The following is a 23,109-nucleotide window of genomic DNA, read 5'->3' on the forward strand; positions in this document are numbered from 1 at the left end:
CTGAATAAAAATTAAAAACATATTAAGAAAAACTTATAGGGTTAACGATGAAGCTGAACCAACTAGAAATGCTCATTCATTTGGCTGAAGTCGGTTCGGTGCAAGCCGTTGCTGAACGCATGCATCGCACCCAAGCTGCGGTCAGTATGGCACTAAAAAACCTTGAGCAGGAAGCTGGTTTTAAATTATTTGACCGTAGTGGTTATCGCTTAGCGCTGACACAGCGTGGCCAACAGTTTCTGCGCCAGGCCAGTGAGGTGATTCGGCAAAATCAAAGACTGCAATCACTCACCCAGCAATTACGCACCGGGGCTGAACCGCAGCTGCGGATTTCTTATGACTACACCTGTGCACCGGCGGTGTTGTTTCCTGCGCTGCAGCAATTACAGCAGACCTTTCCGGCAACGGAGTTATTGTTAAGTGGTGATTCCCAGTTGCGCTCGTTACGGAAAATTCGTGATGGCGAAGCTGAATTGGCGCTGTGCCCTTGGCTACCTGTGTTTCGTCAGTACGGCGATTTTGAGACGGTAAGGGTGCGACCGTTTGAATTATTGATTGTGGTAGCGCCGGCGCTGTTGCAGCAAGCCGGTTTAGTTGACTCGGCGGCAACCCATCCTGCAGCAAAAAAAAATGCGATAAAAGTATCACGCCAAGACTTGCTGGATTTGCCCATGTTGATCCCGCAAAATCAAGATGTTGGTATTGATCTTGATATTATTTTACGGATGCCCGGTCAGCAACGGATTAGAGTGAATGACTCCATCACCCAGCGCGAGCTATTGCTAGCTGGGATGGGGTGGGGGATCATCCCCGGCGATCTGGTCGGTGATGCCATCGCACAACAGATGTTGCGGCCGATTGATATTCCGGGTTTTATTAATCAGGTGAACCTAGAGGTGCACCTGGTTCGTTCAGCGGAGCGCTTAGCAGGCCCAGCTGAACGGCTGATTTGGCAGTATTTTTCTGGTGCTCGTGGTGATACTAGTAGTGATACTAGCGGCGAATATTAAAGTCAAAGACAACTTTGCGATTGGCGGTATCGACACTGGCCCCATTCACATACCGTGGTGCATAGCGCCACTGCTGCAAGGCTTTGGTGGCGGCCCGAGCCCAAGCTTTATGGCTGGCTTCTTCGACTCGAATATTTTCCACCATGCCTAGCTTATTAATATCAAACATCAAGACCGTTGAACCACTATGGCCGTCACGCGCCATACTCGGCGGAAACTCCGGGTTCACTCGATAAATTGGGGTGGGTTCTTCTTCGTCACCAATACCGCGGCCCATAGCGGCAATGGCTAAACAATGCTTGGTGGCTTTATCGCTTTCACCAATGCCTTCATACGTAGCAACCAAACGCGCATGGCTCATGTACTTGATACTCAGTTGGGTCTCTGAGGCTTGCTCAGTAAATGGGTGTTGGCTGATTTTCTCAAAGTAGTCAGTTGCGCTTCGGGTTTGTTGGTTCACTTCTAAATAACGAGCGGCCGAAAACTCTGCCAACAAAGTTAAGTCATGGCTTGCGCCAAGCTGTTGCTGCGCTTGTTCAGGAAAATCAAGCAGGGCTCGACTAGCTGGGTTGCCTTGTGCCAACAATAAGGTGGCGGCGTCAATTTTGAGTCGTAGTTGTTGTTCAACGCTAAGGCTAGGAGAGCGTTCTGCCGCTTCGATTAAGCGTTCAAATAGGGCACGATTTTTGCGTAAATGAGCGCGCACGGGTTGCGTTCGTAACACCATCATCAGCGCCGGGATCAGTTCATCGGCGTCGGCGCCGTATTCGCTTTCGTAGGTATCGAGCACGCTGGTAGCAAGGTCAGCAAAATCACCGCTGCTGTGCTGGCTAGGAGTTAACACATTCAGGAAGGACAGCTTCATTTTCGCAGTATTGATGTGCTCGTCACCAAAATAAGCGCTGGCCGCTTGGTAGGCGGTTTGCGCATAGTTTCTTAGCTCGTGGCTCGGGAGTTGTTGCTGGTGGGCTTGCTGTAAGGCGGCATAGGCCTGTTCAAAGGCATTTGCTGCGCTGGTCTCGGCTGTCTCGGCTGCAGTCTCAGCTAACGCTTGCGGGGCCATGAGTGGAGCACCAAGTAACCCTGCGCTTAATAGCAAATTGCGAACCATGAGATGCATGAGAATTCCTTGTCGTTATTGTTATATTTTTTTAAAAAATAACAAACAAGAATAGCGAAGGCAAATGATTTACAGATCGCGCAATAAAAAAGAGCTGACCTGGGGCCAGCTCTTTTTTTTACTTACATTAACCTAGGTTAATGGTCGGAATGATGTTTGCTTTCGCCGCAGCTTCAGCCGCACGGAAGGCATCCATTTGATCAAAGTTTAAGTACTTATAAACTTCGCCAGCCATTGAGTTAATATCTTTAGCGTACTCCATGTACTCTGCAGGCGTTGGTAATTTACCTAAAATCGCACCCACGGCAGCTAATTCAGCTGAAGTTAAGTACACGTTAGCGCCGTCGCCTAAACGGTTCGGGAAGTTACGTGTAGAGGTAGATAATACCGTTGCACCTGGCTCAACTCGTGCTTGGTTACCCATACACAATGAACAGCCTGGCATTTCAGTGCGCACGCCATTGTTTGCGTAGATGTTGTAGTAACCTTCTTCACGTAGTTGCGCTTCGTCCATTTTGGTTGGCGGCGCAATCCACAGACGCGTGTTGAGCTCTTCGGTGTTTTTCTCTAACAACTTACCAGCTGCACGGAAGTGACCAATGTTGGTCATACAAGAACCAATAAACACTTCGTCTACTTTATCGCCAGCAACTTCGCTTAAGAACTTAGCGTCGTCTGGGTCGTTTGGACAACAAACAATCGGCTCTTTAATGTCAGCTAAATCGATCTCGATAACTGCGGTGTATTCAGCGTCAGCATCAGCACGCATCAGCTGTGGATTAGCAATCCACTCTTCCATCTTACGTGCACGACGCTCAAGGGTACGGGCATCGCCGTAGCCTTCGTTGATCATCCAACGCAACATGGTGATGTTAGAACGCAAGTACTCAGCGACCGACTCTTCTGACAAGTTGATGGTACAACCCGCAGCTGAACGCTCAGCTGACGCATCAGATAATTCAAAGGCTTGCTCAACGGTTAAGTGATCAAGGCCTTCGATTTCTAAGATGCGGCCAGAGAAGATGTTTTTCTTGCCGCGTTTTTCTACGGTCAACAAACCTTCTTTGATAGCAAAGGCAGGAATAGCATGAACCAAATCACGTAAGGTGATACCAGGCTGCATCTCGCCTTTAAAGCGCACCAATACTGATTCAGGCATATCTAGTGGCATGACGCCGGTAGCAGCTGCGAAAGCAACCAAGCCTGAACCTGCTGGGAATGAAATACCTAGCGGAAAACGGGTGTGTGAGTCGCCACCAGTACCTACGGTATCAGGTAACAACATGCGGTTTAACCAGCTGTGGATGATACCGTCACCTGGACGCAAGCTTACGCCGCCACGGTTCATGATGAAATCAGGCAGAGTATGCTGGGTTTCAATATCAACCGGTTTTGGATAAGCCGCGGTATGGCAGAATGACTGCATGGTCAAATCAGCAGTAAAGCCTAAACAAGCTAAGTCTTTCAGCTCGTCACGTGTCATTGGGCCGGTGGTGTCTTGTGAGCCCACGGTGGTCATTTTCGGCTCGCAATAAGTACCCGGACGGACGCCAGCCATACCACAAGCCTTACCGACCATTTTCTGCGCTAAGGTGTAGCCTTTACCTGTATCTGCTGGCTGCTCTGGCTTCAAGAAGAGCTCAGACGTACCTAAACCTAGAGCTTCGCGAGCTTTTTCAGTTAAACCACGACCGATGATCAGGTTAATCCGACCGCCAGCACGTACTTCGTCTAAAATCACGCGCGAGGCATAGTCGTACTCAGCAATCACTTCGCCAGCTTCGTTTTCAATTTTGCCAGCATAAGGGTAGATGGTAATCACATCACCCATGTTCATTTTTTCGACGTCTGCTTCAAACACTAACGCACCGGCGTCTTTCATGGTGTTGAAGAAGATTGGCGCTACTTTGCTACCAATACAGATACCACCAGCACGCTTGTTGGGCGTACCAGGCATGTCTTCACCAATAAACCACAACACTGAGTTGGTGGCTGATTTACGTGATGAACCTGTACCAACCACGTCACCTACAAACGCGACTGGGTGGCCTTTTTGCTTCAGTTCTTCAATTTGCTTAGCCGCATCGGTAATGCCTTCGCGTGGCATTTTGTACATGGCTTTGGCATGTAATGGGATATCTGGACGAGACCAAGCGTCTGGCGCTGGTGACAAGTCGTCGGTGTTAGTTTCGCCAGTGACTTTAAAGACGGTAGTTTTGATCGCTTCAGGCAATTCATCACGGCTGGTAAACCATTCAGCGTCAGCCCATGATTCAATCACTTGCTTGGCTAGCTGGTTACCCTTTTTCATTTTCTCTTCCACATCGTGGAAGGCATCGAACATCAGTAGGGTATGCTTCAATTCTTCTGCGGCTAACTCGCCTAATTCAGCGTCGTCTAGCAGCTCTACTAGGGTCACGATGTTATAACCACCGTGCATGTTACCTAACAAAGCAACAGCTGCTTCTCTGCTAACGATCGGGCTACTGGTTTCGCCTTTAACGATGGCTGATAAAAAGCCGGCTTTAACATAAGCAGCTTCGTCTACGCCTGGCGGTACACGCTCAGACACTAGCTCGACTAGGAAGTCTTCTTCGCCCGCCGGTGGGTTTTTTAATAATTCTACTAAATCAGCAACTTGCTCTGCTGTCAGTGGCTTTGGCGGAATGCCTTCTGCGGCCCGCTCTTCGACATGCTTACGATATTCTTGCAGCACTGGGTACCCCTTTTGCTGTTGCGGTTAATAAAGTGCCACGAATTATACGGGCTTTTGTTACATATTTGAATTGGCATAAGTGTTTTCCCGCATATTTTTGCGATAAACATGATGAATACTAAACAAGTAAGGCATAACTAATAATTAAAATTGATATCAAAACAAGCGGTTAAACATTTGTGATAGCTGTCGCCTTGATAAAATAGGAACTTTGCATAATCTTTACTTTGTTGCCTGTAAATCAAGCAGCGCCAATAACAAAAGTTATGATTAATCCTAGGTTTTACGGCTGTTTCAATTAAATCTCCTATTAAATCATAACGATTAGACAAAACTTTGAGCTCAAGGGAGAGCTGTTATGAACAACATTAAATTACTATTTGCCCTATGCCTATCCTTGTTACTGACCGCCTGTGCTATGGGGCCGCAATTGGCCCAACCTAATCAATTGAGATCACCAACCCCAATTCAAGATAACAGTGGCAGTTACATGAGCCCTTACACCTCAGACGGGGTGCTAGCCGAGTGGGTTAATAACGCCCGAAATGCCGAAATGGGTAGTTCTATCGGTGGTATGGCCGGAGCCTATGCAGGCCAAAAGCTAGCTGAAAATATTCCTTTCTTTGGTGGCATGCTCGGTCAGGCTGTGGGTGAAAGTATTGGCCGCGAAGTGGCGCTCGAGATGGCCGGTGGCGAAGAAGTGATTCGTGGTAGCTCAGATATCTCGTTTAACTCGCTGCAAGATCTGGCGGTTTGGATGTATGTGAATCACTCCTCTCATCCGCACTATCAAGATGCTCTTAATTCAGTGATGTCGATTTATCCAGAAATGAAAACCAACTACATGCAGTACCTGTATAACGCCTCAGCTGGGGCGGGTGTCGGTTACTAACTTAATCCTACCCATCACCCTATTAAACAAGCTGCAATGAGGACGTTACCATGAGACAGTTCGCATTAACCGGCATCACGCTTATCGGTGGGCTCTTGCTTACCGGTTGCGGTGCTACCAAGATTGATAACAGCGCCGGCCGCGCCACCGTCTATGAAGATGCGCGGTCACCGGGAAAAATCCAAGGGGTTGGCGTTGAGTCTCAAGACATCATGGCGGTCACCGACCAAATGATGCGCGATATGCTCAGCAACCCGCAATTGGTGAATCGCGAGATCGCCCCCCGCATCATTATCGACAGCGAATATTTTACCAACGAGAGCTCGTCGCGCATCAACAAAAACATGCTCACCGACCGCTTACGCATCAACCTGAATCGTGCCGCCAATGGTCGACTCACCTTCGTCGGCCGGGAATTCGCCGATATGGTTGAGAAAGAGCGTGAACTGAAGCGGATGGGCGTGGTGGATGGCGGTACCATTCGTAGCACCCAAGCTACTGCTGGCGCAGATTTTCGCTTAGTGGGACGAATCATGTCCCTTGATGCGATGGATACCCGCAGCCAAGAGCGCTCGCGTTACCATCAAATTACCTTTGAGTTAATCGACCTAGAACTTGGCACTTATGTGTGGAGCGGCATGTATGAATTCCAGAAAACCGCGCAAGATGACATCATCTACCGCTAATACGGCAAAGCAGACGGTGCGGCTGGCGGGGCTGGCCGTTGTCAGTTTAGCGGTAGCCGCCTGTGGAGCCACGGGGCCAGCTACTTACCAACCCTTGCAGCTTAATCAGCAAGAGCAAAGCAGGGTGGCAGAGCAACCCAGCTATGCCCAAGCACAATATCAAAAGTTATTTGCCGAGGGTAAGCGTAACGAAGTGCTCAACCGCATGGAGATAGGTACCGCTGCTTTTTATCGGGGCGATCTCGATCTTGCCCGCGAGAACTTTGATGCTGCGTTAGCGGTGATTGAAACTGTGTATGCAGATAACCAAGCCGCACTTCAAGCGCGCAGCCTGTGGCACGAAGAAGGCCGCAAAGACTTCAAAGGTGAGCCCTACGAACGTGCTATGGCTTACTACTATCGTGGCCTGATTTACCTAGCTGACGGTGAGTACGACAATGCCCGCGCCAGTTTTATCAGCGGGCTGTTGCAAGATGCCTTTGCCGAAGAAGAACAGAATCGTGCAGATTTTGCGGTGCTACTGTTGCTGGCCGGCTGGTCGGCGCAAAAAATGGGCAGCCCCGGCTTAGCCGCTGAGGCGTACGCTGAGTTACAGCAATTGCGGCCAGATATCGTCATTCCGGATGCCAACGATAATGTGCTTGTGTTAGCTGAAACGGGCTTTGCGCCACGTAAGTTAGCCGACGGTATGGGCCATTACGAGCTGGTGTTTCGCCCGGGTAAAAATTTCACCGAGAAACAAGTCACCCTAACCATGGCGGGCCAAACGCAACAGTTGGCTCCTATTGAGAGTGTTTACTGGCAAGCCACCTCACGTGGCGGTAGGCCAGTAGATGCGATTATTGAAGGCAAAGCTAGTTTTGCCAATACCACCGCGGATATTGGTGCGGATTTAGCTAAGTTAGGGGTAGCAGCACGAGTCTGGTCACCGGCAGTTGGCGGTAGTAGCGGGCAGGTGGGTAATACTTTGGCCTTGATTGGGGTGGCTAGCATGGCGTTATCGACCAATGTTAAACCGCGCGCAGACACGCGTTACTGGGCTAGTTTGCCGGATGCCATTCATGTCAGCACCTTTTCCGGCTCGCCCACTGATATTAGTGATTGGCAGGCAACTTATGCAGATTTAGACGGACAGCCGGTTTCACTCCCGTCCGGGGTGTTTCGGCATTATCAAGATCAGCGTGGCAATCATCTGATTTGGCATAGCTCACGCGCGCGCTGAGTCAGCATTCTAAACAAGATGATGGCATCGGCAGCAAAAGGATAACAACAATGAACAGTCATTTAGGCACCAAGTTAGTAGCTATTGCAGCGGTCACCTTGCTGGCAGCAGGCTGCGGCAGTAACACCCAAAACGGCTACCAAGGCGCGCACCCAGTGCAGCGCACCACCACCAATGAATTGAACACCATCGTGTTTATTGATCACCAGCTTAACCGCACGGATATCACTAAAACCATCTTCGGTGAGCGGGTACAAGATACGGTAAAAGTAACTCTTGACCGCAGCGGCATCAGTAACAGCGCAACTGGGCAATTAGAAGTCTGGACCATGATTCGTAACCGTACCGACTACGACTTACAAATTGAAGGCAAGGCGTTGTTTTTTGATGCCAACCAAGCGCCTTTGATGGATGAAACCATGTGGCGGCGGGTGTATGTACCAGCCAATGGCACGGCTATCTATAAAGAAACCTCACTGAACGACCGTGCCGCCTACTTTTTAGTTGAGCTACGCGAAGGACGCTAACATGAACAGGTATGCTGATCGTTCGAGTGTTACTGGTAAGTTTTTAGGGCCCACCAAGTTGCTGTTGGCGGCCTTGGGGCTAGGCCTGGCGACCTGGCCCGTAGCCAGTACTCCACTAAAGCAACAAGATGCCCCCGCCCAACCTATGCTTAAAGAGCCTTATTTTGACCGGGCTCGCGCCGAACGAGCAGCTCCTAAGCCCTTAATCAGGGTAGATGAGGCGACCTTTCACACGGCCTATGAAGCAGCCGGACGCCCGCAACTGATCATGTTAGTGGGAGAGCCCTTCAGTGCCATGGTGTCGGATTGGCAGATGCAACGGCGGGTAAGTATCAATAGCCAAGCTACAGGTACCGAAGGCACCTTTACACCCAGCTCGCAAGATATCCAGATTGGGGTAGAGCAGCGACGTGGCCAAGGTGATTATCGCGACCCTATGCTCACGTCGGCACAATGGCAAGAGTATCAACGCGGCTATCAAGGCACCTTGCTTAAATACGGGGTGCGTTTGGTAAATCGGGCGGTGGCCATGCGGCTACTAGACGCCGAAATCCGCTCTAGTACCGAGCGTAATCCGCAGGATGACCAGCAGCGCCTAGAAATGGACATGCTGCGTAAACATACTAAGCTGTTGATAGAAGTCTTGCCCTACCGCGAGCAAACGTTGAACTACGAGCCGATTGGTTACCATATCAGCATGACCTCCATGACAGATGCCACCTTGTTGGCGGACGAGCGTATTAAGATTCCACAGGCAGCGCAGTCCTATCGAGGCCGAGCCGGTGGCTACAATTTAGAGCGTGAGCGCCAAGTGGCCGGTGTGAGCGCAAGCCGCGGCGGTTATCAAGTGATCGAGCAACCGCTAGAAATTTGGGCAGAACAAGGTGAACGAGCAGCAGAGGCAACGTTGCAGTTATTGTATGACAGGTATCTCTGAACGCTGCAGACTAGCGTTGGGCGCGCTGTTGCTGGCGCTCAGTGGTTGCACGGCGAGTTTAGCCCCACAACAGTTAGAGATTGCCGATGGGGTGTATTGGTCAGCCCAATACCACAGCTACCTTGAAGCCAACGACGGCCTGTTAACGCGTTATCAATATACGCCCAGCCAATGCTGGAGTGCCGATGCCGGCTTACTACCACGGGTGTTTTCTAGTGCTTACAACCCTGGCCAGCACGAGTGGGTGGGGGCGGGCCGCAACACTTTGGTGTTACGCCGTTTATCTGATGGCATACCGGTATTTTTTACCCGTGAGCCCTTGTTACCCGCTCCTTGTCGGCAACCACCCGAGGCCTCCGCCAGCGCCGTCATCGATACCTTAGCCGAGGTACTTACGCAGTTTCAGCATGGCCTAAGCCAAACGGAATTATTGCGCTGGCGCTATCAGGCGCAACGGCTGGATGTTCAACATAACCTTACCGATACGGATAAGTCCGTCGCTTTGTATCAACTGGTGCGCGAAGTCTTGGTAGATAGCGATGATCGCCACGCCTTTGTGCTGGCGCGCGAGCTTGGAGCTTATTATCGCGTTAACCCATTTAGCGTAGGCGAGGCGCAACGCGAATTATCCCGCCAGCAATGGCTGCAGGAGTTGCAACAAAGTGCGCTCTATAACGGTTGCGAACAAGCCTTGTGGTGGGGTCTGCTGAGCTCTGGCGAATATTATCTGGGCGTGCAACGGCTGCATGGTTTTACCAGCGTACAACAAGGCCTGCAGCAGGTTGAAGTGAGTTATAGCGAGGCTGGTCAGCGCTGCTTACAACGCGCGTTAGATAAGCTCGCCAGCGATCTCAAAAAGGCCAGTCAGAGCCTTGGCAAGCCCCCCAGCTTACTCATAGATTTGCGTTTCAACGAAGGCGGCAGCCTGCTACTGGCCAGCCAACTAGCCTTGAGTTTGCAAGCGCAACCCTTACCTTTTGCGAGTATCAATCAACATCAGCTAACCGAGCAACGGCGTCCCGATTTGAGTCGTCTGTATCAAGGGGGGCGGGTGTTAGTGAGTGAAATAACCGCCAGTGCCGCTGAACACCTAGCCCAAGCGCTGCGTTTACGCGGCTTTAGCTTGCATGGCCAAACCACTCGCGGGGCCTTCTCGCCAACCATTGTGAAAAGCTTACCCAATGGTTGGATCATCGGGGTCTCTATGTACGCCCCAGCCACCCTGCTTGACGGTCATGGTCAGGCGTTACCCGAAGGCGCCGGCTTAGTTCCCGATCAGGAATTGCCGGCGACTTGGGTATTTCCGGTGCGTTAGCTGTTGGCTTGCGCTTGCACGCTAGCATCAATCCAGGCCCGCACTTCTTGTTCCAAGACATCGAGCGGCACACTGCCGTTTTTCAGCACCTGATGGTGAAACTCGCGAATATCAAAACGAGCACCTAGGGCATCTTCGGCTTCAATGCGTAGCTTACGGATCAGCATCTCACCTAGTTTGTACGACAAAGCTTGCCCAGGCCAGGTAATGTATCGATCGATTTCTGTTTGCACGTTGTGCATACTCAGTGCCGTATTCGAAGCCATAAACTCCATCGCTTGGTCACGGCTCCAGCCCATGGCGTGCATGCCTGTATCTACCACCAATCGAGCGGCACGCCACATTTCGTAACTGAGCCGGCCAAAGTCACTGTAAGGGTCTTGATAAAATCCAGCTTCTTTACCTAGCCACTCGGCATACAAGCCCCAACCTTCGCCAAAAGCAGAAATGTACGTGTGGCGACGGTAAGCCGGTAAGTCTTCCATTTCACGCGCTAGCGCTCCCTGCAAGTGATGCCCAGGCACCGCCTCGTGCAAGGTTAACGCCTCCATCTGATACAGCGGGCGGCGATCCAGCGCATAGGTATTGACCCAATAAAAGCTGGCACGGTCATCACGGCCGGTACCAGCATAGCGGCCGGTGGTGTACTTAGGCGCAATCTCGGCCGGCACCGGGGCGATGCCATAGGGCTGGCGCGGCAGTAATTTAAAGAACTTAGGAAGCTCACCATCCATTTTCTTAGCAATATAGGACGCGTATTGCAGCAGCTCCTCGGCACTTTGCGGATAAAACTTCGGATCGCTGCGCAAATAATCAGTGAACTCTGCAAAACTGCCTTCAAAGCCAGTTTTTTCAATCACTAACGCCATCTCGTTACGGATACGTTTGACTTCAGCTAGGCCCATTTGATGGATCTCAGCAGGAGTCAAATCTAAGGTGGTGTAATGCTTGATGCGATTTTGGTAATAGTCAGCGCCGTTTGGCAACTCACTCGCACCAATGCTAGTGCGACTATTGGGTAAATATTCCATCACCATGTAATTAAACAATTGCTGATAGGCAGGCACCACCTCGTCGTCAATAATGTCTTGCGCGCGAGCGCCAAATTGTTGCCACTGCTGGTCGGTAACAAACGTTGGTTTGGCTTCGGTGAAAGGGGCAAAGAACACGCTCTCGCTGGGGTCTTGCACAATGTAGGCGCTGATACTTTCTTCAAAGCCTTTCATAGCCGCTTGTGGTTGACTGTAGCCCGCCGCCAGCCCGCGTTGTAACCATGCAGTTTGTTGCTCTAAATAACGCGGAATAGATTGCAGCCGAGTTAAGTAATCTTGATAATCTTGGGCGCTGCGAAAGGCGGTGTTACTGACCATAAAACTAAGATTGCTATGAAAGCCACCCTCGGCATTGAGCGGTTGGTAATGGTCGTTGTAATCGTAGCTATCAACGGCATTTTGGAGCCGATAAACCAGCATTCGGTGGTTAATTTGCTGCTGGCGCGATAGCTCAGCTACCGGTACTTGCTGCAACTGTTGTAACCATTGCCGTTGTTGCTCAGCGCGTGCGGTTACCGCCACTGGGCTCATATCCGTTAATTCTACTCCGCGGCCTTGGTTCAAATAAGCCTGATAAATGCTATCAGCGAGCTCGCTAAAAGCTTGATCAGCACTAGCCGCGCGGGTAACCGCAGTGGCGGCTGGCGCATCAGCGCTAGCAGTATCAGCACCACTACTAGCACAGCCTGAAAGGGTTACCGCTAAGGCAGCAACTAAAGCCGTTGATAAGTAAGACGAAGGGGTACGCATAGGTTCTCCAAAAAGACATTTATTTTGCTACACTACTTTTTTGCTACAAAGCTTGGCAGAATAGACTAACCAAACATAACATTGTGCGGGGCCAACGGATAATTGCAAACATTAATCGACCGATACGCGTTTTTTTTCGAGGAATTTACCAGGTAGGTAAGCGACCATGACGGCACAAGCACAATCAGGCGTATACGCAGAACCTAATTTGCACGGCATCACGTTACTGTTGAACGTGATGACTGATGAGGTGGATACCGTGCGGCGTAAGCTGGCGCGGATTCCCATGTTGCTCGAAGGCCTAGATGCACGTTTCTCTGAAGCCATGCTCAATGGCATGGTGGCCATCGGGAGTGATTATTGGGATATTCTTTACAGTCATGTGCGGCCGTTACAATTAACTGGCTTTCCTGAGGTGAGCGATGGCGACCGACAAGCGCCGCGGGAGTCTTTTGATTTATTACTCAACATTCGTTCAGATCGGTTCGATGTTAACTTTCAAGCAGCTCGCACCTTACTTGAATGGCTCGGTCATGACGTCGAGCTCGTTGAGCAGATCACCACCTTCAGATTTATGGATGGCCGTGATTTATTGGGCTTTATTGAAGCGCCTGATAACCCACGAGGGCTGCGTCGTCGGCAAGTGGCCCTGGTGCAGGACGATCCTGTGTTTGCCGCCGGTAGCTACATTTATTTGCAGAAATTTCGGCACGATTTGCGCCGCTGGGAACAGCTCAGCACCGATATGCAAGAGCATGTGATGGGGCGCAAAAAAGTCACCGGCGAGCGCATCAGTGAAGCCTTGCTAAGCCAAGTCAGCCACAGTCGCGCCGCGCGGTTACTGGATGCCAACGAGCAACCGTTAGAGCTGCTGCGGCAAAACATGCCATGGGGAAATTTGCGTGAGCAGGGCTTGTTAGGCTTGTATTGCACCGGCCAACCCAGCCACCTGCATACCTGGCTCAAACAACGTTATCTGGCCGATAGCCAAGGTGATTACGACCCGCTGCTAGATTACCTCGAGGCCATCAGTAATAGCGCTTACTTCGCCCCGTCCGTTGATTTCTTACAGCAACAAGGGCAGCTCTAACTGACGCTATCGAACAACTGTTGCACGTTGCGCATGGTTTCTTCAATCTGCGCAACCTTCACCGGGGCAATAAAAATAGTATCGTCGCCGGCAATGGTGCCGAGCACGCCTTCTTGCTTGCCCACCGAATCTAACAACCGCGCAATCAACTGGGCGGCGCCAGGGGTGGTACGAATGATCACCATCACATCATTGTGTTGAATATCTAAAACAAGCTGCGTTAATGGCGCATGGGTGCTCGGGATGCCTAATTCTGCGGGTAAACAATAGACCATTTCTTGGCGCGCATTGCGGGTGCGCACGGCGCCGTATTTGCTCAACATACGCGACACTTTAGACTGGCTAATGTTAGTAAAACCAAGCTCTTTTAGCTGTTCAACAATCTCTCCCTGCGAGCCATAACACTCCTCTTTGAGTAGCGCTTTGAAGGCTTCAATTAAATCAGCAGCTTTAGGGTCGGCCATGCGTATATCTCTCTATGATTTTCTGGTTGCTAGTTATTATTATGGATTTACAGAGTAGCTGCTGAGTGTACAGCAATACAAGATAAGCGCCTAGTCAGGCGGTCGCCCGTTGTATTTTTCGCTAAAAGAGAGTAGAGTTTTTGGCCTAAATTTCCCCACATAAATGGATGGAGTCTGAGATGAAAGTTGCAGTTTTAGGTGCAGCCGGTGGTATCGGTCAAGCACTATCATTACTTTTGAAAACCCAATTACCAGTTGGTACAGAGTTGGCTTTATACGATGTAGCGCCAGTTGTTCCTGGTGTTGCTGTCGATCTCAGCCACATCCCAACGGCGGTTAGCGTAAAAGGTTACGGCAAAGACGACCTAGCTTCTGCGTTAGTGGGCAGCGACATCGTATTAATCCCAGCTGGTGTACCACGTAAGCCAGGTATGGACCGTTCTGACCTGTTCAACATCAACGCTGGTATCGTTGCTAATCTGATCGAAGCTATTGCGGACAACTGCCCAACGGCTTGCATCGGCATTATCACCAACCCAGTGAATACTACTGTTGCTATCGCTAAAAAAGTGTTAGAGAAAAAAGGCGTTTACAACAAAAACAAATTGTTTGGTGTGACTACCTTAGACGTGATTCGTGCAGAAACGTTTGTGGCTGAAATTCACGGTAAAAACCCAGCTGAAGTCACAGTTCCTGTGATTGGTGGCCACAGCGGCACCACCATCCTGCCATTGTTGTCACAAACAGGCCTAAGCTTTACCGACGAGCAAATTGAAGCGCTAACTAAGCGTATTCAAAATGCGGGTACTGAAGTGGTTGAAGCTAAAGCTGGCGGCGGCTCTGCTACCTTATCTATGGGCCAAGCAGCAGCGCGCTTCTGCTTGTCACTGGTGAAGGCACTGCAAGGCGACAACAGCGTCGTAGAGTGCACTTACGTTGAAACCGACGGTAACGATGCCTTGTTCTTCGCTCACCCAGTTCGCCTTGGCGCTAACGGTGTTGAAGAAATCCTGTCTTACGGCGAATTAAGCGCTTACGAAGAAAAAGCCAAAGCCGACATGTTAGACGGTTTGAAAAACGACATCCAAATTGGTTTAGACTTCGTTAAGTAAGCTAACCCATTGAAGACGTTCAAGCAGAGCCTAATGGTACCTAGTGCACTTAGCGCTCTGCTTGTTATCTGTTATTACCTGCTAACACCTTGGCATTCCGCCTGGTTTATGGTCACCGCGCAAGTTTACGCAGGCGCTTGGTGGCAACCCCTCACCGCCAACCTGATGCATCATGACCAAGCCCATTTGTGGTTTAATGTCGCTGGCATTTGGATTGCTTGGCTGTTATTTCCGGCCCAATTGCAACGAAATCAAGATTGGTGGATCCTGCTCCCAGTAGCCATTGTAAGTAGCCTGAGCCAACTCTGGTTTGCCCCAGGCCACGAAATCTATGCCGGCTTTTCTGGCGCCTTGTATGGCTTATTCGCCTACGCCGCGTTGCAAGATGCGTTGGCTAAACAATGGATCGGCGCAGCTATCGTGCTAGGTATCCTGATCAAAAGCCTGCTTGATTTTAGCTTTCCTAGCTTGGTTGAAGGCATAGCTCTGTACGCCCATAGTGGCGGTATCGTCAGTGGATTTGTGCTAGCGCTGGTGGTTTTTCGCTGCTCCCAAGCAAAAAATAGTGTACAATCTGCGCCATGATTTTACTTATGGCAGCTAAGCAGCACTAAGCAATGAACCTAAAACAGATCAATGCGTTAATGGCCGAAGACATGGCCGGCGTCAACCAATTAATTGGCAGCGAATTACAGTCAGATGTAGCACTGATTAACCAACTCGGCTTATACATTGTGAATAGTGGCGGCAAACGCTTGCGCCCACTGTTAGCAGTAACTGCCGCACGTGCCGTGGGTTACCAAGGCCATGGCCATCTCACGTTAGCCACCATCGTCGAGTTTATCCACACGGCTACCTTGTTACATGACGATGTGGTTGATGCTTCTGAATTACGCCGCGGCGAAAAAACCGCCAACGCCGTATTTGGCAACGAAGCCAGCGTACTCGTCGGCGACTTTTTATACACGCGCGCCTTTCAATTAATGGTCACCTTAAACTCCATGAAGGTGATGAAAATCCTAGCTGACGCCACCAATATTATTTCTGAAGGCGAAGTGCTGCAGTTGATGAACTGTAACGACCCGGACACTACAGAAACCAGCTACTTTGAGGTGATTTACGGCAAAACCGGCAAACTGTTTGAAGCGGCCACCCAGTTAGGCGCGGTACTGGCGGCTCAGCCGGAACCCGTCGAAGCTGCCTTAGCAGCCTACGGCCGCCACCTTGGCACCGCCTTCCAACTGGTCGATGACTTGTTAGATTACACCGCCGATAGCGACACTATGGGTAAACAAGCCGGTGATGACCTGGCCGAAGGTAAGCCAACGCTGCCACTGTTGTACGCCATGTGGCACGGCAACGATAGCGAAGCTAACCTGATTCGCCAAGCCATCGAGCAGGGCAATGGCCGCCAGCATTTAACCGCAGTACTAGCTGCCATGCAGCGCACCGGCGCACTAGAATACACCCGTAACCGCGCCGTGGCCGAAGCCGAATTAGCCCAACAACAATTACAACAGCTACCGCCATCGCCTTATCGCGACGCACTGCACGCTCTCGCCGCCATCGCCGTGGACCGGATCGCGTAGCGCACGAACAGCAAAGCGCTCGAACAGCGCAGCGGACGAATACCGAAAAACGCACTTTACTCGCCTCGCGAGTTTATGTACAATTCGCGCCCAGATTTAAATAAAGAAACCCTCACCACCTCGGTGAGGATCAATCGGAGAAAATCTATGTACGCAGTATTCCAAAGTGGCGGTAAGCAACACCGTGTAACTGAAGGCCAAATCGTCCGCCTGGAAAAGCTGGAAGCAGCCACCGGTGATGTGGTTGAGTTCGATCAAGTATTAATGCTATCGAACGGTGACGACGTTAAAATCGGCGCACCTTTTGTTTCTGGTGGATCTATCAAGGCGGAAGTTATCAATCATGGTCGTGCAGACAAAGTGAACATTATCAAGTTCCGTCGTCGTAAGCACCACATGAAACGCCAAGGTCATCGTCAGTGGTTCACCGAAGTGAAAATCACTGGTATTAACGGTTAATTAAGGAGTAACGACAAATGGCACACAAGAAAGCCGCAGGCTCAACTCGTAACGGTCGTGACTCAGAAAGTAAACGTCTGGGTGTGAAACGCTTTGGTGGTGAATCAGTATTAGCTGGCAGCATCATCGTTCGTCAACGTGGTACTAAGTTCCACGCTGGTGACAACGTAGGTATCGGTCGTGACCATACTTTGTTCGCGTTAGCGGACGGCAAAGTTTCTTTTGCGGAAAAAGGTCCTAAAAACCGCAAATACGTAAGCATCGTTACTGAATAATTTCAGTTTAAACGAGCTCACGAAAGAAATAAGAAACCCCGTCCGATGTGGCGGGGTTTTTTCATGTAAGCAGGTAGGTAATCATGAAGTTTGTAGATGAAGTTCAAATTCGCGTAGAAGCAGGCGACGGCGGTAACGGCGTGGTAGGCTTTCGCCGTGAAAAATACATCCCAAAAGGGGGACCTGATGGGGGTGATGGCGGCGATGGCGGTGACGTTTATCTAGAAGCTGATGAAAATATCAATACCTTAATTGATTATCAGTTTGAGCGCTTTCATCGGGCTCAGCGCGGTGAAAACGGTTCAGGCAAAAACTGTACTGGTAAGCGTGGCGAAGATTTGGTGCTGAAGGTGCCTGTAGGTACCCGCGCCACCGATATCGAAACCGGTGAAGTACTGGGCGATTTAACTCGCCATGGGTTACGTAGAATGGTCGCTAAGGGCGGCTTTCACGGCCTTGGTAACGCTCGTTTTAAGAGCTCAACCAACCGCGCCCCTCGGCAAAAAACCATGGGTACGCCGGGCGAAATTCGTAACCTGAAGTTAGAATTAATGCTGTTGGCTGACGTCGGTTTGCTGGGCATGCCAAATGCTGGTAAATCTACTTTTATTCGTTCGGTATCGGCGGCAAAACCTAAAGTAGCGGATTATCCGTTTACCACCTTGGTGCCTAACTTAGGCGTGGTACGTCCGGTGCCACATGCGAGCTTTGTGATCGCAGACATTCCAGGCTTGATTGAAGGTGCTGCTGAAGGTGCTGGCTTAGGTATTCGTTTCTTAAAGCATCTTGAGCGCTGCCGTTTGTTATTACATCTTGTTGATTTGGCTCCCTATGATGAGACAGATCCAGCTGAGCAAGCAGTAACTATCGTGCAAGAGTTAGAGAAATACAGCCCTGAGTTGGCTGCTAAACCGCGTTGGTTGGTGGTGAACAAAGTAGACTTGCTGTCTGAAGAAGAAATAGCTGAAGGCATTGCTCGAGTGAAAGAAGCTTTGCAATGGGACGGCCCAGTTTATCAGATTTCCGGCTTAGCTCATGTGAACACGGACGCTCTGTGTAAAGAGATCGTGAATTACTTAGAAGCACTGCCCAAGCCAACTCCAGAAGAAATGGAAGCCGAGGCCAAAGCTAACGTTGAGTTTAAGTGGGATGACTATCATAAGCAGCAATTAGAAGCTTATGAAGATGACTACGATGACGAAGACGATGATGACGATTTTGACGACGATGATTATGATGTCGAGGTCGTTTACCAGAAATAGGATGGAAAGCCCATGTTAATTGCTCTTGTTGCTGCGATGGCAGCCAATCGTGTGATCGGTAAAGATGGCGATATGCCATGGCATTTGCCAGCTGAACTGAAACACTTTAAGCAAGTAACCTTGGGCAAGCCTGTGGTGATGGGCCGTACCACCTATGAATCTATTGGGCGCCCATTACCAGGGCGCACCAACATTGTTTTAAGCCGTAAACATCAGCAGCCTTATACCGATGAACTAGGCGTGATTTGGGTGAATAGCCCGCATTATGCGGTGCAAGCTGCCGGCCATGCCGATGAACTGATGGTTATCGGCGGCGGCCATGTGTATGCTGAGTTTTTACCTCGCGCCGACAAACTCTACCTTACCAAAATCGATTTAGACACCGCTGGCGATACCTATTTCCCTGATTACCAAGCTGTGGCAGATTGGGACCTCATCGAAGCCGTTGAACACCCCGCCGATGCCAGTAACCCGCACGCATTTGTAACAGAAGTTTACCTACGCAAGAGTTAACGGCGAGATCGGAACGCAGCGCCTTTAAAGTGTAATCATTCTGTAAAGAGCTCCGCATTAGTTAACATTTTATTCCGTTGCAAGCCCTGGCCACGCTCAGTAATATGATTGAAACAGTTGATAGCTAAGATCAGCTAAAAGTTTTACTGAAGATGTGAAGGGTAGGGTTGCGGTGCAGCGTTCTAGTTATTATGCAGTTCAAGTGACAGTCATGTTAGCCGTGGTGCTAACGACACTTGTGGCTGTGCGCCCGGCGCAGGCCAAACCGCTGTTGCAACCTTACGACGAAAACCTCGTTCTTAGCCTATGCAGTTATGTGCGCGCCAACGATAGCATAGGTTTTCGCGACAAGCTGCGAGACTACCGTCTCCGTATCCGCGATATCTATAGTGACGTGCGTTGTAACCATAACACCATGATCCAATTCGCAATCGAACATCGTGCCGATGACATCGGCCGCCTTTTGGTGTTAAGCCTTAGCCCACGAGATTTAGCCGCCAATGGCGATGTCGATTGGGTGCGCCAACATAGCAGCAGCGTAGAAAAACCTACCAGCAGTTTGGCTAACGGTAATGTCATTGAACTGTTACGGCAGCGCATCGCTGACTATTCCCAAGAATAACCATCCAGCTTAAATAATCATTTACAGTTTAACGCTTCCCAGGCTCTGTGCTTCTCGTTACACTTAGGCAACTTGTTACAATCGGATAACAACCTATGAGAACGAACGGAATGTCCACCATGCTGCTGACCAAACTAGCAGTGGCGTCTAGCTTATTGATGAGCTTGCTGTTGCCCGCCGTTGCGCAAACCGCACCTGAAGTTGACAGCACAGCTGCTACTAGCAGCACCCCCACCAGCAAATTAACCGGCTGCTACCTCAAAGGGATCAGCGAGCAGGTACAATGCGGAAGTTTATCGGTACCGCAAGATTATGCGGCGCCAGACGCTAAACAACTGACCATTAACTACGCAGTGTTACCAGCCGTCAGCGAAAGTAAACGTCCCGACCCCTTATTGATTTTAGCTGGTGGCCCCGGCCAAGCAGCGGTTGAGTTGGCGCCCATGATTAATCGCATCTTCGCTGACGTGCGCAAACGTCGCGATATTTTGCTTATCGACCAGCGCGGTACCGGTCAATCCGAGCCACTGAGCTGTAGCCTGAGTCACGAGCAAGAATTGGTAAAAACCGATGATGATGTAAAACTAGATGAGATGGCGCGTGAGTGTTTGGCGCAGTTTGAACAATACGATCTCACCCAGTTCCATAGCTTGCATGCGATTAAAGATTTTGAGCAAGTACGCCAACATTTGGGTTATCAACACGTTAACCTCTATGGCGGCTCTTACGGTAGCCGCGCCGGCTTAATCTACCTGCGTGAATTTCCGCAATCTGTGCGTACTGCTGTACTCGATGCCGTGGCACCACCTGAGGTGATTGTCGGGCCGTTCGGTCGTCATGGTGCTGACGCCTTCAATAAATTATTAGAGCAATGCCGCGCGAGTAGTGCCTGTGCGGATACCTTCCCTAACTTGGGCGACACTTACGTGCAGGTGTTAAAGCAGTTAGAGCAACAGCCGCAACTGATTAGCATTAAAGACCCGCTCACTAATGAGCCGTTAGAGATCATGGTCACTGCCGGGCGTTTTAGTAGCGTCATGCGGGTGGGTTTGTATCATCCCACCACCCGCCAAATGTTGCCGTACGTGATTGATCAAACCGCCAAAGCTAATTACACCCCGTTAGTGGGCTTGTTAGGCACCACTACTGCCCAGGCAGAAATTTACATGGGCCTGATGCTGTCCGTGCTTTGTAGCGAAGATCTAGCCCGCGCAACCCCAGAGCTGCTTGCTGCCGACGGCGATAATGATTTTATCGGCAGTCGCACCGGTGATGCTTTTGTACAAATGTGTTCCGTTTGGCCACAGGCCGAGCGGCCGAGCGAATGGTTCGTCCCAGTTGCAAGCGATATTCCAACGTTACTCTTGTCTGGCCGCTTAGATCCGGTCACGCCACCTACCTGGGGTGCCTTAGCGGCGCAGACCTTAACCAACAGCCGTCACGTGATTGCTGAGCATGGTTCACACACTATTGTTAGCCACACCTGTGCTAACCAATTAGTAGCCAAGTTCTTGGAAACTGCTGACCCAGCCGGGTTAGACACCAGCTGTATTGAAACGAAAAAGGCCGTGCCTTTTATTTTAAACAGCAACGGCAAAGGCTTATAGGGGGCTAGCATGATTGAAGTATCTGAACTACGGAAAAGCTTCGGTAAGGTGAATGCCCTCAATGGCTTAAGCTTTGTGGCCCCGGAGGGGCAAATCACCGGCTTGCTAGGCCCTAATGGTGCCGGCAAAACCACTTGTCTGCGTACCATTTACGGCTTGCTTAAGGCCGATAGTGGACATGCCCTTATTGATGGCATAGATACCAGTAAGCAACCCCTTGAAGCGCGTCGCAATATTGGCATCTTCCCGGATAAATTCGGGCTCTATGAGCGGCTCACCGCGCGCGAGCAAATCGCTTATTTCGCAGCCTTGCACGGGTTTAGTGGTGGCCAGCTTGAACAAGCAACCCAAACCGCGATTGACCGCCTAGATATGAGCGCCATCGCCGACCGTAAAGCCCAAGGCTTTTCGCAGGGTCAGCGAATGAAAGTCGCGCTGGCACAGGCTATTGTGCATCAGCCCAAGCACCTGATTTTAGACGAACCAAGCCGCGGCTTAGATGTGATGAGCACACGTATTTTGCGTGATCTGCTGCGTGATTTAAGAGCCCAGGGCACCAGTATCCTGTTCTCTAGCCATGTGATGCAAGAAGTCGCCGCACTGTGCGACCAAGTGGTGGTGATAGCTGCCGGTAAAGTAGCAGCGCAAGGCACCACCGAGCAATTATGCGAACTCACGGGTGAAACGGCTTTAGAAGAAGCCTTTGTTAAAATTATCGGAACTGACGAGGGCATTGCGGCATGAGCAACCCCATTGCAACTGTATGGCGTAAAGAACTGAAAGATGCCCTGCGTGATAAACGCTCGGTAATGGCGGCGATGTCTTATGCCTTTTTTGGTCCGCTGTTCATGGCCGTGGCCTTTTATTTTCTTATCAGCCAATTAACCGATCCCAGTGATGTCGAAATTGATATCAGTGGCACGGATCACGCACCGGCGCTGGTCGAACACCTGAATCAACAGGGTATCGTCCAACGCGACAAACCTTGGCCTGCCGGTACTACTCCTATTGAGCTGGAGATTCCCGCCAACTGGGGCGAGCAAATCGGCAAAGGTATCCCCGTTGAAGTGATCATTACCGCGGATTTCAGTGCGCAGAAGCAGACCACAGATTTGCGTCGTCTGGAAAAAGCCATCTCGGCTTACGGCAACCAAATTGCTTTTATGCGATTACAAATGCGCGGAATTGATCCAAATGTCGCTAATCCGATTACTTTAATAAAGCATGACACTGCTACTCAAGGCTCGCGTGCAGCATTGTTGATGGGGAGTGTGCTGATTTTCTTCTTGATGTCAGTGTTTTTCTCCGGCATGAACGTAGCGATAGATATTAGTGCTGGCGAACGCGAGCGCAATTCCCTGGAACTACTGCTAGCGCAGCCGTTAAGTAGTCACCAATTGGTGTACGGTAAAGCGCTGGCAGCTAGTTGCTTTGCGATGTTCGGGGGCGTGTTATGCGTGTTGTTAACGCCTTTAGTGTTTCAATTTTTGCCGCTCCACGAAATCGGCATGAGCGTGTCCTTGTCGGCCGCTGATCTACTGCTCATCATTGCCCTGTTAGCCCCCTTAGCATTACTGGCTACGGCACTGCAATTGTTTGTGAGTTTCCGCGCCAAGAGCTTCAAAGAAGCCCAAACCTACATCTCGCTACTATTGATGGTGCCGATGATTGCAGTGTTTGGGGTAGAGTTTGCGCGCTTAAAAAGCCCAGCACTTTATTACCTACCAGTTACCGGACAGCATCAAGCCCTGTTAGATTTAATCAAAGGTGAGTCATTACAGTGGCTGCCATTGGGTTTAAGTGCCTTAGCGACACTGGTGGTATCTTGGATATTGATGCGCTTGATTGGCAAAATGCTTGCCAGCGAAAAAGTGGTGTTCGGGCTTTAA

Annotated in this window: 23 protein-coding genes; 19 read left to right on the forward strand and 4 right to left on the reverse strand. The window is 50.4% G+C overall.

Going from position 1 to position 23,109, the window contains the following annotated elements:
* Positions 1 to 47: 47 nt before the first annotated feature.
* Complete coding sequence (locus tag ACQ661_RS04745; protein ID WP_431667758.1) at positions 48 to 1,010, forward strand: LysR family transcriptional regulator; 963 nt, start codon at positions 48 to 50, stop codon at positions 1,008 to 1,010.
* Here ACQ661_RS04745 and ACQ661_RS04750 read toward each other — a convergent pair.
* On the reverse strand, positions 994 to 2,130 hold the full coding sequence (locus ACQ661_RS04750) for an energy transducer TonB (protein ID WP_431667759.1): 1,137 nt from the start codon (positions 2,128 to 2,130) through the stop codon (positions 994 to 996). The two genes, ACQ661_RS04745 and ACQ661_RS04750, sit on opposite strands and share 17 nt — an antisense overlap.
* A 127-nt stretch (positions 2,131 to 2,257) precedes the next feature.
* A complete protein-coding gene (gene acnB, locus ACQ661_RS04755; protein WP_431667760.1) occupies positions 2,258 to 4,846 on the reverse strand; it encodes a bifunctional aconitate hydratase 2/2-methylisocitrate dehydratase in 2,589 nt (862 codons plus the stop codon).
* Between the two features lie 358 nt (positions 4,847 to 5,204).
* Here acnB and ACQ661_RS04760 point away from each other — a divergent pair, with 358 nt between their 5' ends.
* Genes ACQ661_RS04760 through ACQ661_RS04785 form a run of 6 tightly spaced genes read left to right on the forward strand, consistent with a single transcriptional unit; the run spans position 5,205 to position 10,425 of the window.
* Positions 5,205 to 5,738 (forward strand): hypothetical protein, encoded by a 534-nt coding sequence (locus ACQ661_RS04760; protein ID WP_431667761.1) that lies wholly within the window; start codon positions 5,205 to 5,207, stop codon positions 5,736 to 5,738.
* A 50-nt stretch (positions 5,739 to 5,788) separates the two neighbouring features.
* The gene (locus ACQ661_RS04765; protein ID WP_431667763.1) at positions 5,789 to 6,424 is read left to right on the forward strand and encodes a hypothetical protein; all 636 of its coding nucleotides are present in this window, start codon (positions 5,789 to 5,791) and stop codon (positions 6,422 to 6,424) included.
* Complete coding sequence (locus ACQ661_RS04770) at positions 6,381 to 7,646, forward strand: hypothetical protein (RefSeq protein WP_431667765.1); 1,266 nt, start codon at positions 6,381 to 6,383, stop codon at positions 7,644 to 7,646. Before ACQ661_RS04765 ends, ACQ661_RS04770 begins: the two co-directional genes overlap by 44 nt.
* A 50-nt stretch (positions 7,647 to 7,696) precedes the next feature.
* Entirely contained in the window at positions 7,697 to 8,173 is a 477-nt protein-coding gene (locus ACQ661_RS04775) for a hypothetical protein (RefSeq protein ID WP_153826397.1), read from the forward strand.
* Between the two features lies 1 nt (position 8,174).
* Positions 8,175 to 9,110: a hypothetical protein gene (locus tag ACQ661_RS04780; RefSeq protein ID WP_431667766.1), complete on the forward strand. Its 936-nt coding sequence runs from the start codon at positions 8,175 to 8,177 to the stop codon at positions 9,108 to 9,110.
* Positions 9,094 to 10,425 (forward strand): S41 family peptidase, encoded by a 1,332-nt coding sequence (locus ACQ661_RS04785; protein WP_431667767.1) that lies wholly within the window; start codon positions 9,094 to 9,096, stop codon positions 10,423 to 10,425. Before ACQ661_RS04780 ends, ACQ661_RS04785 begins: the two co-directional genes overlap by 17 nt.
* Here ACQ661_RS04785 and ACQ661_RS04790 read toward each other — a convergent pair.
* The gene (locus tag ACQ661_RS04790) at positions 10,422 to 12,227 is read right to left on the reverse strand and encodes a DUF885 domain-containing protein (protein ID WP_431667768.1); all 1,806 of its coding nucleotides are present in this window, start codon (positions 12,225 to 12,227) and stop codon (positions 10,422 to 10,424) included. The two genes, ACQ661_RS04785 and ACQ661_RS04790, sit on opposite strands and share 4 nt — an antisense overlap.
* A 166-nt stretch (positions 12,228 to 12,393) precedes the next feature.
* Between ACQ661_RS04790 and ACQ661_RS04795 the strand changes: the two genes are divergently transcribed.
* Positions 12,394 to 13,317 (forward strand): Dyp-type peroxidase, encoded by a 924-nt coding sequence (locus tag ACQ661_RS04795; protein WP_431667770.1) that lies wholly within the window; start codon positions 12,394 to 12,396, stop codon positions 13,315 to 13,317.
* Here ACQ661_RS04795 and argR read toward each other — a convergent pair.
* A complete protein-coding gene (gene argR / locus ACQ661_RS04800; protein ID WP_110076704.1) occupies positions 13,314 to 13,781 on the reverse strand; it encodes a transcriptional regulator ArgR in 468 nt (155 codons plus the stop codon). The genes ACQ661_RS04795 and argR overlap by 4 nt on opposite strands.
* Before the next feature lie 179 nt (positions 13,782 to 13,960).
* Here argR and mdh point away from each other — a divergent pair, with 179 nt between their 5' ends.
* The 11 genes from mdh (at position 13,961) to ACQ661_RS04855 (ending at position 23,109) form a co-directional block, all read left to right on the forward strand.
* Positions 13,961 to 14,893 carry a malate dehydrogenase gene (mdh, locus tag ACQ661_RS04805; protein ID WP_153826392.1) on the forward strand — a complete coding sequence of 311 codons (933 nt, stop codon included), beginning with the start codon at positions 13,961 to 13,963 and terminating at the stop codon, positions 14,891 to 14,893.
* Positions 14,894 to 14,926: 33 nt separating this feature from the next.
* A complete protein-coding gene (locus tag ACQ661_RS04810; protein WP_431667771.1) occupies positions 14,927 to 15,478 on the forward strand; it encodes a rhomboid family intramembrane serine protease in 552 nt (183 codons plus the stop codon).
* A 32-nt stretch (positions 15,479 to 15,510) separates the two neighbouring features.
* Positions 15,511 to 16,482 carry an octaprenyl diphosphate synthase gene (gene ispB, locus ACQ661_RS04815; protein WP_431667772.1) on the forward strand — a complete coding sequence of 324 codons (972 nt, stop codon included), beginning with the start codon at positions 15,511 to 15,513 and terminating at the stop codon, positions 16,480 to 16,482.
* 147 nt (positions 16,483 to 16,629) lie between these two features.
* The gene (rplU, locus tag ACQ661_RS04820) at positions 16,630 to 16,941 is read left to right on the forward strand and encodes a 50S ribosomal protein L21 (protein ID WP_055439239.1); all 312 of its coding nucleotides are present in this window, start codon (positions 16,630 to 16,632) and stop codon (positions 16,939 to 16,941) included.
* Between the two features lie 17 nt (positions 16,942 to 16,958).
* The gene (gene rpmA / locus ACQ661_RS04825; protein WP_055439238.1) at positions 16,959 to 17,216 is read left to right on the forward strand and encodes a 50S ribosomal protein L27; all 258 of its coding nucleotides are present in this window, start codon (positions 16,959 to 16,961) and stop codon (positions 17,214 to 17,216) included.
* An 83-nt stretch (positions 17,217 to 17,299) separates the two neighbouring features.
* Positions 17,300 to 18,478, forward strand: coding sequence for an Obg family GTPase CgtA (gene cgtA / locus ACQ661_RS04830; RefSeq protein ID WP_313932971.1), 1,179 nt, complete (start codon positions 17,300 to 17,302; stop codon positions 18,476 to 18,478).
* Positions 18,479 to 18,490: 12 nt separating this feature from the next.
* Positions 18,491 to 18,991: a type 3 dihydrofolate reductase gene (folA, locus tag ACQ661_RS04835; protein WP_110076699.1), complete on the forward strand. Its 501-nt coding sequence runs from the start codon at positions 18,491 to 18,493 to the stop codon at positions 18,989 to 18,991.
* Positions 18,992 to 19,163: 172 nt separating this feature from the next.
* Complete coding sequence (locus tag ACQ661_RS04840) at positions 19,164 to 19,613, forward strand: DUF3718 domain-containing protein (RefSeq protein WP_146204100.1); 450 nt, start codon at positions 19,164 to 19,166, stop codon at positions 19,611 to 19,613.
* A gap of 119 nt (positions 19,614 to 19,732) precedes the next feature.
* Complete coding sequence (locus tag ACQ661_RS04845) at positions 19,733 to 21,220, forward strand: alpha/beta hydrolase (protein ID WP_431667773.1); 1,488 nt, start codon at positions 19,733 to 19,735, stop codon at positions 21,218 to 21,220.
* Between the two features lie 9 nt (positions 21,221 to 21,229).
* On the forward strand, positions 21,230 to 21,964 hold the full coding sequence (locus ACQ661_RS04850) for an ABC transporter ATP-binding protein (protein ID WP_110076696.1): 735 nt from the start codon (positions 21,230 to 21,232) through the stop codon (positions 21,962 to 21,964).
* Positions 21,961 to 23,109, forward strand: a complete 1,149-nt coding sequence (locus ACQ661_RS04855; protein WP_110076695.1) for an ABC transporter permease — start codon at positions 21,961 to 21,963, stop codon at positions 23,107 to 23,109. Before ACQ661_RS04850 ends, ACQ661_RS04855 begins: the two co-directional genes overlap by 4 nt.

Origin of the sequence: Pseudidiomarina sp. WS423 (assembly GCF_050750165.1) — a bacterium.
Taxonomy (GTDB): domain Bacteria; phylum Pseudomonadota; class Gammaproteobacteria; order Enterobacterales; family Alteromonadaceae; genus Pseudidiomarina; species Pseudidiomarina fusca.

What these genes read in the sequence shown, in the direction of transcription:
- ACQ661_RS04745 (WP_431667758.1), top strand. Translation starts at nt 48, where the DNA reads ATGAAGCTGAACCAACTAGAAATGCTCATTCATTTGGCTGAAGTCGGT.
- ACQ661_RS04750 (WP_431667759.1), bottom strand. Translation starts at nt 2,130, where the DNA reads ATGCATCTCATGGTTCGCAATTTGCTATTAAGCGCAGGGTTACTTGGT.
- ACQ661_RS04760 (WP_431667761.1), top strand. Translation starts at nt 5,205, where the DNA reads ATGAACAACATTAAATTACTATTTGCCCTATGCCTATCCTTGTTACTG.
- ACQ661_RS04765 (WP_431667763.1), top strand. Translation starts at nt 5,789, where the DNA reads ATGAGACAGTTCGCATTAACCGGCATCACGCTTATCGGTGGGCTCTTG.
- ACQ661_RS04770 (WP_431667765.1), top strand. Translation starts at nt 6,381, where the DNA reads ATGAATTCCAGAAAACCGCGCAAGATGACATCATCTACCGCTAATACG.
- ACQ661_RS04775 (WP_153826397.1), top strand. Translation starts at nt 7,697, where the DNA reads ATGAACAGTCATTTAGGCACCAAGTTAGTAGCTATTGCAGCGGTCACC.
- ACQ661_RS04780 (WP_431667766.1), top strand. Translation starts at nt 8,175, where the DNA reads ATGAACAGGTATGCTGATCGTTCGAGTGTTACTGGTAAGTTTTTAGGG.
- ACQ661_RS04785 (WP_431667767.1), top strand. Translation starts at nt 9,094, where the DNA reads ATGACAGGTATCTCTGAACGCTGCAGACTAGCGTTGGGCGCGCTGTTG.
- ACQ661_RS04790 (WP_431667768.1), bottom strand. Translation starts at nt 12,227, where the DNA reads ATGCGTACCCCTTCGTCTTACTTATCAACGGCTTTAGTTGCTGCCTTA.
- ACQ661_RS04795 (WP_431667770.1), top strand. Translation starts at nt 12,394, where the DNA reads ATGACGGCACAAGCACAATCAGGCGTATACGCAGAACCTAATTTGCAC.
- argR (WP_110076704.1), bottom strand. Translation starts at nt 13,781, where the DNA reads ATGGCCGACCCTAAAGCTGCTGATTTAATTGAAGCCTTCAAAGCGCTA.
- mdh (WP_153826392.1), top strand. Translation starts at nt 13,961, where the DNA reads ATGAAAGTTGCAGTTTTAGGTGCAGCCGGTGGTATCGGTCAAGCACTA.
- ACQ661_RS04810 (WP_431667771.1), top strand. Translation starts at nt 14,927, where the DNA reads ATGGTACCTAGTGCACTTAGCGCTCTGCTTGTTATCTGTTATTACCTG.
- ispB (WP_431667772.1), top strand. Translation starts at nt 15,511, where the DNA reads ATGAACCTAAAACAGATCAATGCGTTAATGGCCGAAGACATGGCCGGC.
- rplU (WP_055439239.1), top strand. Translation starts at nt 16,630, where the DNA reads ATGTACGCAGTATTCCAAAGTGGCGGTAAGCAACACCGTGTAACTGAA.
- rpmA (WP_055439238.1), top strand. Translation starts at nt 16,959, where the DNA reads ATGGCACACAAGAAAGCCGCAGGCTCAACTCGTAACGGTCGTGACTCA.
- cgtA (WP_313932971.1), top strand. Translation starts at nt 17,300, where the DNA reads ATGAAGTTTGTAGATGAAGTTCAAATTCGCGTAGAAGCAGGCGACGGC.
- folA (WP_110076699.1), top strand. Translation starts at nt 18,491, where the DNA reads ATGTTAATTGCTCTTGTTGCTGCGATGGCAGCCAATCGTGTGATCGGT.
- ACQ661_RS04845 (WP_431667773.1), top strand. Translation starts at nt 19,733, where the DNA reads ATGCTGCTGACCAAACTAGCAGTGGCGTCTAGCTTATTGATGAGCTTG.
- ACQ661_RS04850 (WP_110076696.1), top strand. Translation starts at nt 21,230, where the DNA reads ATGATTGAAGTATCTGAACTACGGAAAAGCTTCGGTAAGGTGAATGCC.
- ACQ661_RS04855 (WP_110076695.1), top strand. Translation starts at nt 21,961, where the DNA reads ATGAGCAACCCCATTGCAACTGTATGGCGTAAAGAACTGAAAGATGCC.